We start from the raw sequence: 18,417 nt of genomic DNA on the forward strand, positions 1-18,417 counted from the left end.
GAGCGCCACAAGGTTCCATCATGCGAATCGGCCACCAACAGCACCCAGGCCGCGAAGAAGACTGGCCCCCAAGTTTTGGCCTTTTTAACCCCTCTTTTTCAACAGGCTGCTAACGGTTTCACACCATGTCCCGAAACATCCGATTCACCCGCATCGTCTCGATGACGGATCAGTTGGCTGCGCAGCTTCACGGGTTGCATTTCGCGAGCCTGCGCCCTCCTGAGGCTCGTTGGCGGCCGGACGTGAATGTCTATGCCTACTCCAGTCACATTGAAGTCTGTGTGGATCTCGCTGGAGTCATTAAACAGGACATCCAGGTGGAGGTGGAACCCCGGCGCCTCGTGGTGCGCGGTGAGCGCCAACCGCCTGATCATGGCTGCGAGTCATCCTCCTGCTGCCGCATCCTGATCATGGAAATCACAGATGGGCGTTTCGAACGTGTGCTCGAATTCCCGGTGGTGGTGGACACCGAACGCGTGATTGCAAAACAGGACAACGGCTGGCTCTGGATCACACTTCCGATCATTCCACCGGAGGATGCATCATGACGGACATCCTCTCCTTGAAAGACGCCGAGACCGCCTCAGCGGCAGCGAGCGCCACTTCATCCGCCGACACGAGCGGACAGCCCGTCACTCTCGTGCCGGGAGCCGTCGAGGTGCTGCCGATCCTGCCCCTGCGTGACACGTTGCTCTTTCCGGGCACCATCATGCCCTTCAGCATCGGCCGGCCCTCCAGCCTGCAATTGCTTGAAGAGAGCCTGCCGCAAAGCAAGCTGCTTGGGTTCGTCTTGCAAAAGGACAAACAGAGTGAAAGCCCCTCGCTGGAGCAACTGCACGAGCACGGCGTCATCGGTCGCGTGATCCGCATGATCCGCCAGGACAAGGGTGTGGTCATTCTGGTTCATGGCGAACAGCGCATGCGCATCAAGAGCGTCGTCCAGACCGAGCCGTACATGAAGGCGGAGGTGGAGACACTGCAAAGCCAGATGCCAGCCAAGGAGGATGACCTGGCCGAGGCGACCGTGCGCAATCTCCGTGAGTCGGCCGAGAAGCTCCTCAACCTGCGGCCGGATGTGACGGAAGAAGTCAAAGCCGTGTTTTCGACCATCGAGGATGCCAGCACACTGACAGACATCCTGACCGCCAATCTGAGCATTGAAGCCGAGGCAAAGCAGAAACTGCTGGAGGAACCTCAGGTCATGCGCCGGGTGGAGTCGCTTCAGGAACACCTCAACAACCAGCTCCACATCGCCGACCTTCAAAGCAAGCTGCGCGAAAATGTCAGCAGCGAATTTTCCGATGCGCAGAAGCGCGCCTACCTGCGCGAACAGCTCCGAGCCATCCAAAAGGAACTCGGTGAAGACAGTAGCAGCGAGGAGCAGGTGGAGGACATCCGCCAGCGGCTCGACAAGGCGGAGATGCCTGAGAAAGCCAGGGCTCAGGCGACGCGTGAGTTGAAGCGGCTTCAGGTCATCCCATCACAAAGCCCGGATCACTCGGTCATCGTCAACTACCTCGAAACGCTCGCAGAGCTGCCGTGGAATGTGCTGAGTGACGAGAAGGTGGACCTGCACAAGGCACAGGAGATTCTCGACCGCGATCATTACGGCCTCGCGAAGGTAAAGAAGCGCCTCGTAGAATACCTCGCAGTGAGAAAACTCAACCCCGCCGGGCGCGGGCCGATCCTTTGTTTCCTCGGGCCACCGGGCGTCGGCAAAACGAGCCTCGGCCAGTCCATTGCTGAAGCCTTGGGCCGCAAGTTTGCCCGGATAAGTCTTGGTGGCTTGCGCGACGAGTCGGAGATTCGCGGCCATCGCCGAACTTACATCGGTGCCATGCCAGGACGTCTGATTCAGGAGCTCAAGCGGCTCGGCACCCGCAATCCCGTGCTCATGCTCGATGAGATCGACAAACTCGGCGCCGACTTCCGTGGCGATCCCGCCAGCGCGTTGCTGGAGGTGCTCGACCCACGCCAGAACCAGGAGTTCACGGACCGTTATATCGATGTGCCGTTCGATCTCTCGCAGATCATCTTCATCGCCACCTGCAATACGCTGGACACCATCCCAGCTCCCTTGCGCGATCGCATGGAGGTCGTTGAACTGCCCGGTTACACGGAAAGAGAGAAGCTCAACATCGCGAAGAATTACCTCGTCAAACGCCAACTCTCCGAACACGGCCTCACCGAGGCACAATGCATCTGGAGTGATGAAGCCATCGAGCGAGTGATCGAAGACTACACGCGTGAGGCCGGCGTGCGAAATCTGGAGCGCCAGATCGCCTCGGTGACACGGCATATCGCCGCAAGCATCGCCAAAGAGGAAATCACCGAGGCCAGGATCACGCCTGCCATCGTGCGCGAAGCTCTCGGCCCGGCCCATTTTGTGCGCGAGAGCAAGCTGCAAACCAGCGCGCCCGGTGTCGTCACCGGACTGGCTTACACCACCGCCGGTGGCGAGGTGCTGCACATTGAGGCGATCCGTTTTCCTGGCAAAGGCGGCTTCACCCTCACCGGCCAGCTCGGTGATGTGATGAAGGAGTCCGTCCGCGCCGCATTGAGTCTCGTGCGCAGCCGCGCTGCCCAGCTCGGCATCGATCCGAAGATCTTCGACAAAAACGAGGTGCATGTGCATGTCCCCGCCGGTGCCGTGCCGAAGGACGGACCGTCCGCAGGCATCGCCATGTTCACCGCGCTGGTCTCGCTGTTCTCCAACCGGCCTGTGAGCAAGGATGTGGCCATGACCGGCGAGGTCACCTTGCGCGGCCTGGTGCTTCCCATCGGCGGCCTCAAGGAAAAATCCATAGCGGCTCTGCGGGCCGGCATCAAGACCATCATTATCCCGAAACTCAACGAGAAGGATGTGCCCGATCTGCCTGATGAGGTGAAGCAGCGCTTGAAAATCATCCCGGTGGAAACCGTGGACGAGGTGCTGCAGGCGGCGCTGGAGCCAGCCACACAAAAAACATGAGCCATGAAAGCGATGCGCCTCGAATCATGCGGCAGCCCCTTAGTCTGCCGTGAGGTGGAAAGGCCGTCTCCGGGCTTTGGACAAGTGCTCGTAAAAGTCACCGCCTGTGCCGTCTGCCGCACAGACTTGCACGTGCTGGATGGTGAGCTGCCGCATCCCAAACTGCCGCTGACCCCCGGTCACGAGATCGTCGGCATCATCAAGGCACTGGGTGATGGCGTGGAGGGATTCAAGATCGGCGCACGTGTCGGTATCCCCTGGCTTGGCTGGACCTGCGGTGTGTGCGCCTACTGCCGCAGCGGCCGCGAAAACCTCTGCGATGACGCCAAGTTCACCGGCTACACACTCGATGGCGGCTATGCCGCATACTGCGTCGCGGATGCGCGCTACTGTTTCCCGCTGTCCGGCCATGAGAGCGACGTTTCCATGGCCCCACTGCTCTGTGCCGGTCTCATCGGCTATCGCTCGCTGATGAAGACCGGCAACGCGCATCGTCTGGGGTTGTATGGCTTCGGAGCCGCGGCGCATATCGTCATTCAAGTCGCGCGGCATCAAGGCCGTGAGGTCTATGCCTTCACACGACGTGGCGATGACGACGCACAGAACTTTGCACGTCGGCTCGGTGCCGTGTGGGCCGGTGCCTCGGATGAAGCGCCTCCACAGCAGCTCGATGCCGCCATCATCTTTGCGCCCGTGGGTGAACTCGTTCCTATCGCCCTCCGTGCTTTGGCCAAAGGTGGCACCGTGGTCTGCGGCGGCATTCATATGAGCGATATTCCCTCCTTCCCGTATACCCATCTCTGGCACGAACGCAGCATCTGCTCCGTGGCCAACCTCACCCGCCGCGATGGCGATGTATTTCTGCCACTCGCAGCACGCATCCCAATGCAGGTGGAAACGCAAAGCTTCCCACTGGAAGCCGCCAACGAAGCGCTGGCCATGCTGCGAGCAGGCCGTCTCAGCGGGGCGGTCGTGCTGATGCCATGAACCCAATCCCATCATGATCTCCGCCGCCACCCAACGCCTGCTGAGCTTCCTCTCCGACATTGATTCGTATCCGCATCATCCGCCGCAGGTCACGCTGGTGCAGACGCACGCCTCATGGGTCTTCATCGCGCCGCCATACGCTTACAAGATCAAGAAGCCGGTGAACCTGGGCTTCCTCGACTTCTCCACGCTCGAACTCCGCCACGCCGACTGCGAGCGTGAACTGGCGCTCAATCGCCGCCTCGCCGAGGACATCTATCTCGGGCTCAAGCCCATCTGTGAGAGTGATGGCTGTCTGCATTTCGGCAGCGATGGTGTGATCGTCGAATGGGCCGTGAAGATGCGTGAGATGGACCCACGTTACTTCTTGAAACAGCTCATGCAGACTCAAGCCGTGGGCATCCCGGAGATGGATCGCATCGTGGATAAACTTCACCGCTTCTATGCCACTCAACCACCCCTGCCGCAGAGCGCCGTGACGACTGCCAACGAGCATCTGCGACAGGGCACCGAGGACAATTTCAAGACCACCAGGCAGTTCGTCGGGCAGAGCCTCTCGCAGCACGCGCTCGACGCCATCACACTCTACACTCGTGAGTGCTTCAGACGGCAGAGCACCCTGCTCGAATCACGCCTTCACGACGGCTGGATTCGCGACTGCCACGGCGACTTGCATCTCGATCATATCCACCTCTCGCCGGAGGCCGTGCACATCTACGACTGCATCGAGTTCAACACCGACTTCCGCTGCATTGACGTGGCCTGTGACATCGCGTTTCTCGCCATGGACCTCGACTTCAATGACCGCCCGGATCTGGCGCGGCACATCGTCGAACGCTTCGCCCAGCTGCTGCACGACAGTGGCATGAAGTCACTGATGGACTTCTACAAATGCTACCGTGCCTGTGTGCGCGGCAAGGTGGAAAGCCTGCACGCCAATGCAGAGACCGTGGCTGAAGCCGAGAAGCAGTCGAGCCTGCAACTCGCCCGCCGCTACTTCCAGCTCGCGGTGCAATACGCCGTCGCCGGGTCCAGGCCGCGCGTCTTTGTCTTCATGGGCAAGGTGGCCTCTGGCAAGTCGGCGCTCGCCGAAACGCTCAGCCAGGAAACGGGTTGGGCTATTCTCTCTTCGGATCGGTTTCGCAAGACACTGGCGGGCACACCTTTGAATCACCGTGGCAGCACAGCCGAGCGTGCAGCTCTGTATGCACCCGAGATGACCCAGAAAACCTATGACCTACTTTTTGAGCAGTCCCTCACGTTCCTGCGCAAAGGCCACAGCGTCATCCTCGACGCCACCTTCTCCAAACTCGCCCATCGCATTGCGCTCAAGAATCTCGTGGCTTCGGAAGGCTGCGACATTCGATGGATCGAAGCCCATGCCAGCGAGTCGGTGGTGTGTGAACGCCTCAAGGAGCGTGATCAAGATGAGGCGGTCGTCTCCGATGCACGTCTCGAAGACTACAAGCGCCTGAGCGCCGACTATGAACCGCCTCTTGAATTGCTGCCGAGCGAGCAGATCTGCATTCTGACGGACGGAAAGATCGATCAGGTTTTCGCTGCACTACTGAGAGAACTGGTGGTGCGGTAGTAATCCGCACACTCCGCCTCACGACCACGGACAATGCGGCGGCCTTGCAGCGGGCCGAAAGTGGAGGTGATGACGGTGCATTGACGCTCAGTGCCGTCGCCGTCGTAGAACAAGACGACCCAGTCGTTGGTCTTGCCGAGTTCATGGGCGCGGGCGGTGTTGGAAAAGAGCGCGGTGTAGTGCCGTGGACCACGTGTGGTGTGCAGGACGGGCAGCCAGGCTTCGCCGGCGGGATTGAAGCGCCTGGGTGCGATGAGTTTGATCTTTCCCGCTCTTGCATCTGCACGGTATTGGCGGTCCACATCCAGCACCTCCGCGATGGAGGGCTCGTTGGAGACCGGGTTCGATGGGCGTGGCTTCGGCAGACGGCCCAAACGTTGCGCAAGCGTGTCTCGAATGCCTGCGAGCCTCTTCTGGCCGATGCCCGCGAGTTTTTCCAGGCGGCCGTCATGCGCTGCGGCCTCCAGCTCCTGCAAGGTCTCGATGCCCAGTTCCTCAAGCAGTTTCCAGGCGGTGTTTTTGCCAATGCCAGGCACGGAAGCAAGTAGGGCGATGGGATCGCTCTCGCCACGCAGACGCTCCAACATGCCGGAGTGCCCATGCAGCACGATATCGCGAATCACATGGGCGATGGTGTCGCCAACGCCGGGGATCTTTTCCAAGCCCTCCAGTCCCTCGCGTGTCAGCACCTCCGCGACCGGTTCTGCCAGCAGGCGCAGAGCATCGGCGGCATGAACATAGGCCTGCACACGAAAGCGATTCGCCCCCTGCTCGGCGAGGATGCGTGACACTTCTTCAAGACTGCCGGCGATCTGTTGATTCTGCGTCATGCGGCGGCTCTTTTGATATGTCTCTGCACCACTTTGCGCAGTTCTTCCATGATGAACATGCCCGCCGCAAGACCCAAGGCCAGCAGCCAGACGGAGCTTGGAATCGGCGCGGTGCCGAACAAGGCATTGCCCAATGAAGTGTAGTCGATCAGCAGGATGAGAATCAACTCGGTGGCGATGCCGACGAAGATGACGGGATTGTACAGGAAGCGGCTGCGCAGTGCGGACTCGCTGGGATGGCGGCAGAGGAAGATGTTCGCCACCTGCATGACGACGATGGTGGTGAGGCAGGCGGTGCTCGCTTGCAAGTAAAGTGGATCTTTGATCGCAAGCATTTGTCCGTAGCTCCAGCCGCCGCTCTTGAGCACGAAGAAGAAGGCGGTCATCGCACCGGCGGCCTGCATGACGCCGAGCCAGAGATAGGCGCGCAGCATGAGCTTCCAGTCCAGCAAACGCTCGTGTCGTGGGCGCAGCGGCTGTTGCATCGTGTCCGGTCTTGGCGGTTCCGCTCCAAGCGCGAGCGCTGGCAGCATGTCAGTACCGAGATCGACGGCGAGTATCTGAATGATGGTGAGCGGCAGCGGGATCTTGAACAGCACAAAGCAGACGTAGGGCACCAGTTCGGGAATGTTCGAGGTGAGGATGTAAGTGAGGAACTTGCGGATGTTGGCAAAGACCGCTCGTCCTTCTTCAATGGCGGCGACGATGCTGGCGAAGTTGTCGTCGAGCAGCACAATGTCCGCCGCCGCACGCGCCACATCGGTGCCGTTGCGGCCCATGGCGATTCCGATGTCAGCCTTCTTCAGAGCAGGGGCGTCGTTCACGCCATCGCCAGTCACAGCGACGATGTGCCGTTTGCGCTTCAGGGCGGCCACGATGCGTGTCTTCTGGTCGGCGGTGACGCGCGCAAACAAGATCTCGGGCGCATCTAGTGCAAGCTGGAGCTGGGTGTTGGTGAGATGTCGCAGTTCGTCTCCATTGATCACCCTGGGGCTCATGCCTTCAACCATCCCGACTTCGCGCGCGATGCCGAGCGCGGTGAGAGGATGGTCGCCAGTGATCATGATGACTTTGATGCCCGCCTGCTTGCAAGCGCGCATCGCAGCGGGCACTTCCGGACGCGGTGGGTCTTCGAGGCCGATGAAGCCGTGAAACTCCAACTCGTTTTCGTCCATCTCGGTGATTTCTGGATTCACCACAGACTTCGATGCCAGCGCCAGAATGCGCAGACCTTTTGCGGCCATTCCAGTGTGAATCTGGGTGAGTCGCGTGCGTTCATCAGCGCTCATGGCACAGAGTGTGGGCACCACTTCCGGCGCGCCTTTGAGCAGCAGCTTCAAGCCATCGCCACAGCGCTGCACGGTGGACATGCGCTTGCGTTGTGTATCAAACGGCACCTCACCGAGCTTGGTTTGCCAGCGGCATCCGGGGTGCACCAAGCGTGCCAGATCGACGAGCGCGACTTCCATGGGATCGCCACTGATGACTGGATGGCCATCGACGGTTGTTGCCTTCAGGTCATGGCAATGCAGCGCCACGTCGAATAGCAGAGGATGCCGGACTGCCGCTCTCTGCAAGGCTTCGCGATCCTGAGGATGAATCATTTCATTGCCGATGAAAAGCTGCCGAGCCGTCATCTGATTGAGTGTCAGCGTGCCCGTCTTGTCGGTGCAGATCACGGATGCTGAGCCCAGCGTTTCCACTGCTGGCAGGTGACGGATGATCGCGTTTCGGCGGGCCATCCGCTGCGATCCCATGGCCAAGGCGAGTGTCACTGTTGGCAGCAGTCCCTCCGGCACATTTGCGGCGATGATGCCGATGGCGAACATCAGGTTATCAAAGTGGGACAGGCCTGTGCTGCGGCCGATCAGATAGAAAACACCGCCGAAAGAGAGGGCGAGAACGGCGACGAGACGGCTGAGCCGCACAATCTCGATCTGCAAGGGCGAGAGTCGCTCTCGCACAGCCTGAGTCTGTCTGGCAATCTCGCCAAAGGCTGAGTGTGCGCCGGTGGCGAAGACGAGCGCCTGTGCATTCCCCGACACCACCTGGGTCCCTGCCAGCAGCACGTTTCGGCTGTCGATAAAGTTCTCTTCCATGTGCGAATCAGCCGTCCGGCTCTGAGGCAGGGACTCGCCGGTGACGGTGGCATTGTTGATGCGCAGCCCGTGTGACTCCACCACGCGTGCATCCGCCGGGATGCTGTCGCCCTCTTGCAGTGCGATCACATCGCCCGGCACCAGGTCGCGTGCGGGCACCAGCGTGGCGATGCCGTCGCGCATGACTTTGACCTGATGCGGCAGCATCTTGAGCAAGGCCTGTAGAGCGTGCTCCGCCCGATACTCCTGCCAGAAGGAAAAAATGCCATTGATGAAGATCACGCCGACGATCGCCCAGCCGAGTGTCTCCATGCCTTGCCCCGGCTGCTGCACCTCGGACACAAACACCAGCGCCGCCGCCGCCCAGAGGATGATGGCAAAAAAATGAGTGAATCCCTTGATGAGCCGCAGCCACAGGGGCTCGCCGGGTGCGGCCGCCACTTCGTTGGTTCCATATTCGACCAACCGTTGCGCCGCCACCTCGGCAGTCAGGCCGCTCGGCCCGCTCTGGAGGCTGTGGTAGGCGTCATCGACCGTGAGGTGGTGAATCTTCATGCGCGAGTCCTCGCAGAGTTTACTGATAGCACGAGCGGGCTTAACTCAAAACGGGTGTTCCAGGCACACCTTGGCCAGAAACTCTCGCGCACGCACCGCACGAGCCAGCACTGCTTCCACGGCTTCATTACCGCCGCCATGAAGCTCCAGCACCAAGGGGCCGTGGTAGTCATTGCGACGTAGTTCGTTGACGACCCAGGGCCAGTCGATGGTGCCTTCACCGGGGGCCAGATGGGCGTCCCAGTCGCCACGGTTGTCATTGATGTGAACCAGTTTCAGATGCCCGGACAGTTTTTGGATCACGATGCCCATCTCGCGTGCCAGATGCGCATGGCCCGTGTCCAGGCAGGTGCCGACATTGCAGGTACTGATCTCACCGAGCAGATACATCATGTCCCGCACATGGCCGAACAAAAGATGCGCCAGCATGTTCTCCAGCAGGAGGTGTATGCCCAGCTCGCAGCAGCGGGTGGCGACACGATTCAGCGAGTTGGAGGCATGGTGCATGTGCTGGAGGAACTCCGCCTCTGGTGGGCGGCCTTCTCGCTCAGGTCCCGGGTGCAGCACGACATACTCGCAGCCGAGGATGGCAGCAGCCTCGCAGGCGCGGATGAGTTCATGGATGGCTGTCTCACGCTCGCTCTCCATCAGTGAGGTGATGTCGATCCGCTGGGCAAACGGGGCGTGAAAGGAGACCGGATGCAGTCCCAGCTCCCGCATTCGCTCACCAGCGCGGCGGACATCATCGACATTGTGATAGTCGAGATGCCTGGGAGACGAACAGACCTCGATCTCGCGAAAACCTGCATCGCGAACGGATTCAAGGATGTCGAAGATGCTGCGCTGGTAAAAGCAGCCGGTGGAGAGCGCGATTGGCCAGGTGTTCATGATGGTAGATTGGAAAGGAGCTTTTGGCGTGCGGACTGCAGCTCGCATGACTGTACCGCCAGTGGGAAGCAGAAGCCTTTCTCCTGAGTGGAGGTGCAGTTGAAATCCACCAGATGGTCCAGCCCTGTGAAGTGCAGGCCGGCGAACAGACGTGTGTAAAAATCAGCGCGGGTGCCGGCCTCGTAGTCATCCCAGCGGACGCCCCAGCCATGCACCGGGTTTTCGAACTTCGAGCGGATCAGGCCGGCGATGTGGCGTGGATGCCAGCCCTGCGCGAGCATGCAGCGCGTCACCAACTGCATGCCAGCCGGCTTCAGCAGCAGATCGTTGGGTGATTCCAGCAGATGCCGGGCACAGAACGGCAGCGCGGCCAGAGGTGTGCGGTCATAGGTCTCCGGCCAGATCTCCTGCGGATCATGTCGCGTCGAATAATAAAACTCATGAAACCGCCGCAACCTTGAGGCCAGATAGTGGTCCAACAGGCGTTCAGTGCCCGCTTCCTGCAACGGGATGCGCACACACGCGCGCCGCGCCAGATCCAGCACATCCTCATCCATCTGCCGGACTTTGAGGGCCTGCCGGAAGTCCATTTCGTGCAGAGGAACGGAAGCCATGACGGGAATTTCCTCCTCAAGCTGAAGATAACGAACCAGCCCGGTCGCCCAAGGTTTGCGGTAATTCGTGAACGGCATCCGAACCATCCGAGTGTGCAGCGGGTCGCCGTACTCTGAGATGTCGATGGAGATCATCTCGCGCTGCTCCGTCACGCATGGCCCCACATGCACGGCGGTGATCTCCACCGGCAGGGCGCACTGCGAGGCGGCCTTTTCCTTGATGCAGTGCGCCACAAACTCGATCAGCAGTGCCACCGACGCGAAAAGATCCTGATCCGCCGCCTTGATGCGCCCGAGGAGGATGGATGGCAGACGCTCCATGCACCGGCGCGTCAACTCCGGCGCTGGAGAAAGGGCGCGGAGGCGTGCCACCGTCTCGCTCGAACGGCTGACACGCCACACAAAGTGATGTCCCTGCCCGGTGATCAGGTGCAGCGGGCGGATGCCCCACTCCAGCAGCAGCGACTCGATCACCCGCACCACCGGCTCCTGCAGCTCAAAACAGCGCCACGGGTCCACAAACGCTTCGGCAGGTGAGTCAAAATTCACATACTCGACGTCCAGATGCAGCAGGCAGGACTGGGAGTCCGCCAGAGACCGGGCAATGTCCAAGTCACGCTCCAGAAACCAGTCAAGTTCCGCAGGCGGGCGCAGTTCCCTGCGGTCAAAGGGGAATCCGTCCGAATGCGTCAGATACACTGCTGTGGCGTGGTCAAGCGAGTCGCCACCGAGAAACTCGATGAGACGCTGCCTAACCGCACCATCTGTGTACAGGGCACTCATGCACTCATTCACATCCTAACGACAGTCCTGCGAGAACAAACGAAAAACTGCGTCACGAACAAGAGCGGCACAAACATTGCATGGCAGACGTATAGAATGTGTCCCATCATCACTCCATGCCTGCGCAAACCTCTCTCAACTGGCACGCTGGGACTGTCGAAAACGCACTGAGCACCCTGCAAACCGACGCCCGCTCCGGTTTGACCGCCACCGAGGCCGCAGCACGCCTGACGCAGCACGGCCCGAATGAACTGCCCGAGGCCGCTCACAAACCGATGGGGAAGGTGTTTGCGGCGCAGTTCGCCAGTCCGCTCATCTACATCCTGTTCGTCGCGGCGGTGATCGCTTTTGTGATGGGGCATTCAAGCGATGCGGTCGTCATTCTCGTCGTGGTGCTGGCAAATGCGGTCATCGGCGCTTTGCAGGAAGGCCGGGCGGAGCATTCCATGGAGGCGCTGCGCAAGATGTCGTCTATCAAAGTGCGCGTGGTGCGGGACGGCACCGAGTCCATCCTCGAGGCACGAGATGTGGTGCCGGGCGATATTGTTTTGCTCGCCGCCGGAGATGCCGTCAGCGCGGATGCCCGCCTGCTCGAAGCAGCGGCTCTGGAGGCCACCGAAGCCGCGCTCACGGGTGAATCCCTGCCGGTTTTGAAGCATACGGACGCATTGCCGGAAGAATCGGGCCTCGGTGATCGCAAAAACATGATCTACTCCGGCACGCATCTCACGGCGGGGCGTGGACGCGCGGTCATCGTCGCCACCGGGTTGCAAACCGAGGTCGGCAAGATCGCAAAGCTCACCGCCACGGCGGCGGATCCCAAAACACCGTTGGAACTGCGGCTTCACCAGTTCGGCCAGTTGCTGGTCGTGGCCTCCATCGTGCTGTTTGCGCTCGTGCTCGCCTTTGGGTTGATGCGCGGCATTCCCTTCGGCGAAATCTTCATGGTGGCGATCAGCCAGATGGTCTCGATGGTGCCTGAAGGTCTGCCGGTGGCGATGACCATCGCGCTCGCGGTCGGCATGCAGCGTATGGCCCGGCGCGGTGCCATCGTGCGCCGCCTCGCGGCGGTGGAGACGCTGGGATCGACGAGCATCATTTGCAGCGACAAAACCGGCACGCTGACGAAGAACGAAATGACCGTGACCACGCTCATCCTGCCCGATGGCCGCAGCGTCAAGGTCACCGGTGCAGGCTATTCGCCAGAAGGCAGGCTCAGTGTCGATGGCAAGGAACTCACCGGAACAGACGATGCCGCCGTGAAATCGCTGCTGGAGGCCGTGGTGCTCTGCAACGACGCGCAGCTCGTGCCGCCGGATGCCGAAGACACCCGCTGGCGTGCTTTGGGCGATCCCACGGAATCCGCCCTACTCACCGTCGCGCTCAAAGGCTGCGTGGAGCCGGAGAAGCTGCGTCACCACTCTCCACGCCGCGCGGAGATCCCCTTTGATGCCACCACGAAAATGATGGCGACGCAAAACGGGCACGGGGCGAGCGGGCGCATCGTTTTCAAAGGTGCCCCCGAGATGCTACTCGACCTTTGCGATCCCTCGACGCTCGATCTGGCCAAAACGCATCAAACCGCCACCGATCTCGCCGCGCAGGCTTTGCGCGTGCTCGCCGTGGCCGAGGTGAATGACGCTGTGCTCGATGAAGCAGCCGGTTTCGAGCCCTATCGCGGCCGTTTGCGTTTCCTGGGCCTGCTCGGGCAGATGGACCCGCCGCGTGATGAGGTAAAGGCCGCAGTCGAGGAATGCCTCGTTGCTGGCATCCGTCCCGTGATGGTCACGGGCGATCACAAGGCCACCGGACTCGCCATCGCGACTGCCTTGGGCATCGCGCGGCCCGGCGACATCGCCTTGGACGGCAACGAACTCGAAGCGATGCCCGAACCTGAATTGCGTGCCAACTTGAATCGCATCTCCGTCTTCGCCCGTGTGCATCCAGCACAGAAGCTGCGCATCGTGGAAGCCTTCCAGTCGCAGAAACAGGTCGTGGCCATGACCGGCGACGGCGTGAACGACGCCCCCGCGCTTGCAACCGCCGATGTCGGCGTGGCGATGGGCATCACCGGAACTGAAGTGGCGAAGGGCGCGGCTAAGATCGTCATCACCGATGACAACTTCGCCACCATCGTCAAAGCCGTCGAGGAAGGCCGCCTCGTGTACCAGAACCTCAAGAAGGTGGTGCTCTTCCTCTTCACCACCTCCATTGATGAAGTCGTCGTGCTGCTGCTTGCTTTGCTGGTCGGTTATCCCCTGCCCCTGGCTGCTGTGCAGATCCTGTGGATCAACATTGTCACGGAAGGAACCGTGACCGTGAACCTCATCATGGAAGGCCTGGAGGGCGATGAAATGCGCCGTCAACCCACACCGATGGGCGAACCGCTCATCACCCGCCCCATGTGGCAGCGCATGCTGCTCATGGCCACGACCAGCGTGGCTGCCATCTTCGGCTTCTTTGTCTGGCGCCTGAACAGCGGCGCACCGTTTGAACTCGTGCAGACGGAAACCTTCACGCTCGTCGCCATCAGCCAGTGGTTCAACGTTCTGAACTGCCGCAGCGCCCTCAAATCATCGCTCAACCTCGACGTGTTCAAAAACGTCTGGCTCGTCGGCGGCCTCGTGCTCGGCAATCTGCTCCATCTGCTCGTCATCTACACCGACACGCTCAACCACGTCTTCCACACCGTTCCGATTCCCTTGGGTGACTTCCTCCTCCTCGGCCTCATCGGCAGCAGCGTGCTGTGGGTGGAGGAGATTCGGAAGTGGTTCGCCCGCAGGCAGGTCAGGCCTGAACCCGGACCTTCAGCCATTGGCGCACCTCCAGCAGTAGCTTGAGACCCAGCAAGCTGCCGCCCATGAGCAGTTGGTGCGCGTGACTGGTGTCGAGTTCGTGGCGTCCGTGCCAGTGGTGGTCGCAGATCAGAACGAGATAGAGCCCCAGCACCGGCCAGAGGCGGTTCATCAGCGGGGCAGACAATTGCTCCCTGGTGATGCTTGGAAATCGCCAGCCGTGAGCCGTCATCAGATGCACCAGGAGAAACAAAAACGCGATGAGGGCCATGTTGAGCTCACGAGCGCCAATAAAGCCACCCAACGTGCCTTTGACGATCGAGACGCCCTCCGCGCCCAACGCCAGCAGGGTGAACAACGTGGCAAAGAAGAGCATGATCAGTAGCGCCACGGCTGTCCCCCCCGCACCATCCCCCGGTCTGGCCGGTTGCTTCGTCAGGCGCAGCCAGCGATGCACCAGGATCGTCGTCGAGACGCCGCTGAGCAGCAGTTCCCACCACATCCAGAAAAACACCTCCCCCACGCTCCACCCGCGCCAGAAAATCCCATGCAGCGACCACAGCGTGTAGCTGATGCCTGCCAACAGCATCAGACGTGAACCGTTGAGGATGGCGAGTTCATCGAACATGAGCTGATTCTGCTTCAGTCGGTGAGCAGAGGTCAACTGGTGATCATCGAATGTATTGGGCCAAAGTGGCGTGCAATTGCCCTCTTGTTGCACATGACTCAGAGCGCTTATCAACGCTGCCGCGACTTCGAATGCTCCATTTAGTGACCTTGCCTCCTCACCTGCCCACACTCAACGTTCCCCACATCAGCACGGCGTGGCCGGGGAAGGTGCAGACGAATTCGTATTCGCCGGGCTGTGACGGAGCCTTCAGCTTGATGGTTTCCTTCTGGCCGGGTTCGAGGAGCTTGGTGGCGGCGAGGATTTCTTTTTCGAAAGTGGTGGGAAGGAAGGCGCGGCCTTGTTTGTCTAGTTTGTCGGGCGTCATGGTCATGGCGGCTGTGCCGATGTCCATGTGCTTGCCGGGCGGGACAATGACGAGGTTGTGCGGCATGACATCGTCGTTTTCGAAGATGATCTCGAAGTTCTTCCCCGCCTGCACCTCGATGCGCGTGGTGTCGAAGCGGAGCTGCTCGTGAACGGTGTGAACGATGAAGACATCAACGCTGATGGTTTTCAGCTCGGCGAGGCTGGCTTTGCCGGCGTCGCCTTGCAACGCGGCCATTTCTTTGGCGGCGGCGATGACTTCAACGTAATCAGGATTGCTGCGGTCCTGCGGTTTGACGGTCTTGCCGTAGGCGAGGACGGAGTCGGTGATGGGTTTGGCGAGCGTGGCGTCCCAATGGGTCTTGGGGAATTTCATCAAGGCCTTGGCGGCGGTGTTGCGCTCCTTGCCGTCGATGAGGTGCTGGGCGGCGAGTTTGAAGTTCGCGGCGGCGTTGTCAGCGCCCGTCAAAGGCAATGCGGTGAGCACGGCGCGGAGACGGCCACCGTTGATTTTGCCATCGTTGAGCAGCGCGGTGAGGTGCGGCTGGAATTTGGCACGCAGCGCGGCCTCGTTCGCAGGAATGAGGGCGATGGATTCGACGAGGTAGTTGAGCTGGCCGCCGTCGCTGACGTTTTCAGCCCAGATGGCGTCGGGGCTGCGGGCGGCGAAGACGAGCATGGCGAAGGCGGCGCGCTTCACGGGCGCAGTCTTGGCATCCTTGGCGAGGGCTTTGAGCTGGAGGGCGTAACGAGTGACGACGCCGGGATTGTCGGTGTAAACGAGCTTTGCCAGTTCCTCGGCGGTGCTGCCAGCGCCTTCGCGGGCGTCGATGAGCTTGAGCATGTTGTGAATGACGAGCGGGCGCTCGCTGCCGCTGAGCTTCACCATTTCCTCCAGCGCCTTCACGCGGACATCGGCGGTGAGTTTCGGGCGTGTGAGCTTCTCGACGAGCACGGACTCGACATCAGGCAGGCCTTTGAGATCAGCGTCGGTGGTCTTGGCAATGAACTCAGCGAGCGCGACGGGGTCCTTCGGCAGCACTTTGGACTTCACCACGGATTGCAGGCCTTTGCGGCATTCGCTGAAGACGTGGTCGATATAGTCGTCCGTGGGCTGCTTCAGCACGTCGTAGGCGATTTCGAGAGCTTTCTCCGCTTCAGGCGTCGGCTGGTAGAAGCTGAGGGCACGAACGGCGTGCATGCGGACGCGCATGTCGGCGTCGTTGACGGCGACTTTGAGCAAATCGAGCGCTCCGGGCACGCGATCCTTCCAGTAGCAAAGCACACGCGTCGCGGCGGCACGAGCGCGAGGCTCGGATGAGGCGAGAACTTGCTTCAAGATATCCACATCGACGACATCGACCCACTGGTGCGTCCACAGCGCCTCAAGACGGTGATGCTCAAATTCCTTGTCGCTCTTGTCGAGCTTCGCGGCCCACGCTTTGGCAGCGGCGGCCACTTTGGCGGGATCATGCTTCGCGAGTTCGATCTTCGAGCGCATGCGCACGTTGTCTTCCCAGGTTTTGAGGTTTTCGAGAAGTGTCTCGATGTTTTCGCCGTGGATTTTGGCGGGCTTCAGCAGCTCGCGGCCTTCATAGGTGAGCTTGTAGATGCGGCCGTGGCCGTGGTCGCGATTCGGATCGCGCAGGTGGTGCTGCATGTGGCCGATGATGGCATTGGCCCAATCGCAGAAATACAACGCGCCATCGGGGCCGACGCTGACAGCGCTGGGGCGGAAGGTCGGATACACGGCGGGATCGGCTTTGACGAGTTCGTTGCTGATCTCGCCCTTCATGCCCGCGCCATCCTGCTCGAGCGGCACGCGCCAGATGCCCTGGTAGCTGATGACGTTGGTGTTGAGGAAGTTGTTCTGCCAGTCCTCGGGGAAATGGCGGCTGGAGATGATGTTATTCCCAGGGCTGGGACGCGCCGGACGCTTCCAGAACTCCTTCAGTTTCGCGCTGCCGCCGCCTTCGCGTGGCAGGTAGCACGAGGAGGCTTCCGCAAAGGTGTTCACGTTGCCGGTGGCATCGGTGAAGTAAGCATTGCCCCAGCGATCCCAGATTTTGCCATGCGGATTCACCGTGGCGTCGGTGGTGAAGCGCTCCAGGCTGCGGCGGTTGAGGTCAAAGCGGTAGATGCAGCCGTTGGTGTTGCGCACGGGGCCGTAGAGCGTCTCGACTTGAGTGCGGTGGAAGACGCCGTCGCTCGGATACAATGCACCGCCGCAGTCGTAGCTCAGCGCGTTGGTTTCATGGTGCGAATCGGCGGCGCACAGGCCCATGAGCAGGATGGTGCGTTTGTCACCTTTGCCGTCGCCATCAGTATCCTCGATATAAACGAGGTTGGGCGACTGCATGACGATGACGCCGTCTTTGTAGAAGTTGAAGCCGGTGGGGCAGTTCAGGTCATCGACGAACTCGGTCATCTTGTCCGCCGTGCCGTCGCCGTTCGTGTCCTCAAAGATGAGCAAGCTGTCGCCCTTCTTGCTCGTCGGCGTGCGCTCGGGGTAGTTCAGCCAGGCGGCCACCCACAGGCGGCCTCTCGTGTCCCAGGCCATCTGCACGGGATTCACCAACTCGGGAAACATCTTCTCATCGGCGAAGAGTGTGAGTTTGAGGCCTTTTTCCGGCTGGATGTGCTTCAGGTACTCCTTCGCATCGGGAAACGCGACCAAGCCCTCCGGCGTGAATGTCATGCCGGTCATCGGCACCTTGTTGAACTCTTTGCCCTCCTTCGGATTCGGCATGTTCGTCGGCACAGGCTCGACGGGCGGGAGGTTGTCGTCCTTCGCCTCGATATCGCCGCCTTTGGCGATGGCATGCACACGTTGGTCGCGGTTCGCGGTCTTCACATCGCGCTGCGCCATCTCCTGCATCATGGTTTGATAATTGGAGATGTAGGGCTTCTCGGGATTGCGCTCATTCTGCTTGAAGCCACCGACGCCAGCCGTGTAGGCAAGACCGCTGCGACCGCCGTAAACATTGTAGCCGTCCACCGTGCGGTAGCGCTGATGCCACTCCCAGTTCTTCGCCACGATGGCTTGGCGGAGCTTTTCATTCACCTGCGGCGCGTCTTTGCCCGTCAGGGCTTTGAATGCCGCCTCGGCAATGGCTTTGTCGCCCGTGGTGGTCACATAGAGGCCGTCGAGCGTGCTGCCTTCCGGCAAACCTTTTGCCGTGGGCTGATACAGATCGACCATGGCGACGCCTTTGGCCTTCGCCACGTCGAGCATGGCGGCGGTGTAGTTTTGCAAATTGGTGTTCGTGTCCTCGACCTTCGGCAGGCTCGGGTTCGCGAGCTTTTGCAG

The 18,417-nt window shown here is 60.8% G+C and carries 11 protein-coding genes; 5 read left to right on the top strand and 6 right to left on the bottom strand.

What is annotated here, in order from left to right; all coding sequences use genetic code 11:
• The first annotated feature begins 125 nt into the window (after positions 1 to 125).
• From ACILSI_RS24610 to ACILSI_RS24625, 4 genes are read left to right on the top strand one after another with little or no spacing between them, the layout of a single operon-like run.
• Entirely contained in the window at positions 126 to 548 is a 423-nt protein-coding gene (locus ACILSI_RS24610) for an Hsp20/alpha crystallin family protein (protein WP_395724578.1), read from the top strand.
• Entirely contained in the window at positions 545 to 2,971 is a 2,427-nt protein-coding gene (lon, locus tag ACILSI_RS24615) for an endopeptidase La (RefSeq protein WP_395724579.1), read from the top strand. The genes ACILSI_RS24610 and lon overlap by 4 nt, the downstream gene beginning before the upstream one ends.
• Before the next feature lie 3 nt (positions 2,972 to 2,974).
• Positions 2,975 to 3,958, top strand: a complete 984-nt coding sequence (locus ACILSI_RS24620) for a zinc-dependent alcohol dehydrogenase family protein (RefSeq protein ID WP_395724580.1) — start codon at positions 2,975 to 2,977, stop codon at positions 3,956 to 3,958.
• A 13-nt stretch (positions 3,959 to 3,971) separates the two neighbouring features.
• The gene (locus tag ACILSI_RS24625; protein ID WP_395724581.1) at positions 3,972 to 5,549 is read left to right on the top strand and encodes an AAA family ATPase; all 1,578 of its coding nucleotides are present in this window, start codon (positions 3,972 to 3,974) and stop codon (positions 5,547 to 5,549) included.
• Here the strand turns inward: ACILSI_RS24625 and ACILSI_RS24630 are convergent.
• From ACILSI_RS24630 to ACILSI_RS24645, 4 genes are read right to left on the bottom strand one after another with little or no spacing between them, the layout of a single operon-like run.
• The gene (locus ACILSI_RS24630) at positions 5,507 to 6,379 is read right to left on the bottom strand and encodes a helix-hairpin-helix domain-containing protein (protein ID WP_395724582.1); all 873 of its coding nucleotides are present in this window, start codon (positions 6,377 to 6,379) and stop codon (positions 5,507 to 5,509) included. The genes ACILSI_RS24625 and ACILSI_RS24630 overlap by 43 nt on opposite strands.
• Positions 6,376 to 9,033 carry a cation-translocating P-type ATPase gene (locus tag ACILSI_RS24635; protein ID WP_395724583.1) on the bottom strand — a complete coding sequence of 886 codons (2,658 nt, stop codon included), beginning with the start codon at positions 9,031 to 9,033 and terminating at the stop codon, positions 6,376 to 6,378. The genes ACILSI_RS24630 and ACILSI_RS24635 overlap by 4 nt, the downstream gene beginning before the upstream one ends.
• 45 nt (positions 9,034 to 9,078) lie before the next feature.
• Positions 9,079 to 9,921, bottom strand: a complete 843-nt coding sequence (locus ACILSI_RS24640; RefSeq protein WP_395724584.1) for a sugar phosphate isomerase/epimerase family protein — start codon at positions 9,919 to 9,921, stop codon at positions 9,079 to 9,081.
• Positions 9,918 to 11,318, bottom strand: a complete 1,401-nt coding sequence (locus ACILSI_RS24645; RefSeq protein ID WP_395724585.1) for a hypothetical protein — start codon at positions 11,316 to 11,318, stop codon at positions 9,918 to 9,920. The genes ACILSI_RS24640 and ACILSI_RS24645 overlap by 4 nt, the downstream gene beginning before the upstream one ends.
• Before the next feature lie 116 nt (positions 11,319 to 11,434).
• Between ACILSI_RS24645 and ACILSI_RS24650 the strand changes: the two genes are divergently transcribed.
• Positions 11,435 to 14,158 carry a cation-translocating P-type ATPase gene (locus ACILSI_RS24650; RefSeq protein ID WP_395724586.1) on the top strand — a complete coding sequence of 908 codons (2,724 nt, stop codon included), beginning with the start codon at positions 11,435 to 11,437 and terminating at the stop codon, positions 14,156 to 14,158.
• Here ACILSI_RS24650 and ACILSI_RS24655 read toward each other — a convergent pair.
• Both ACILSI_RS24655 and ACILSI_RS24660 read right to left on the bottom strand, forming a co-directional pair.
• Entirely contained in the window at positions 14,106 to 14,834 is a 729-nt protein-coding gene (locus ACILSI_RS24655; RefSeq protein ID WP_395724587.1) for a hypothetical protein, read from the bottom strand. The two genes, ACILSI_RS24650 and ACILSI_RS24655, sit on opposite strands and share 53 nt — an antisense overlap.
• Positions 14,835 to 14,898: 64 nt before the next feature.
• A partial coding sequence (locus ACILSI_RS24660; RefSeq protein WP_395724588.1) for a PVC-type heme-binding CxxCH protein occupies positions 14,899 to 18,417 on the bottom strand: 3,519 nt, incomplete at its 5' end.

Origin of the sequence: Prosthecobacter sp., from assembly GCF_044232965.1 — a bacterium.
GTDB lineage: Bacteria > Verrucomicrobiota > Verrucomicrobiia > Verrucomicrobiales > Verrucomicrobiaceae > Prosthecobacter.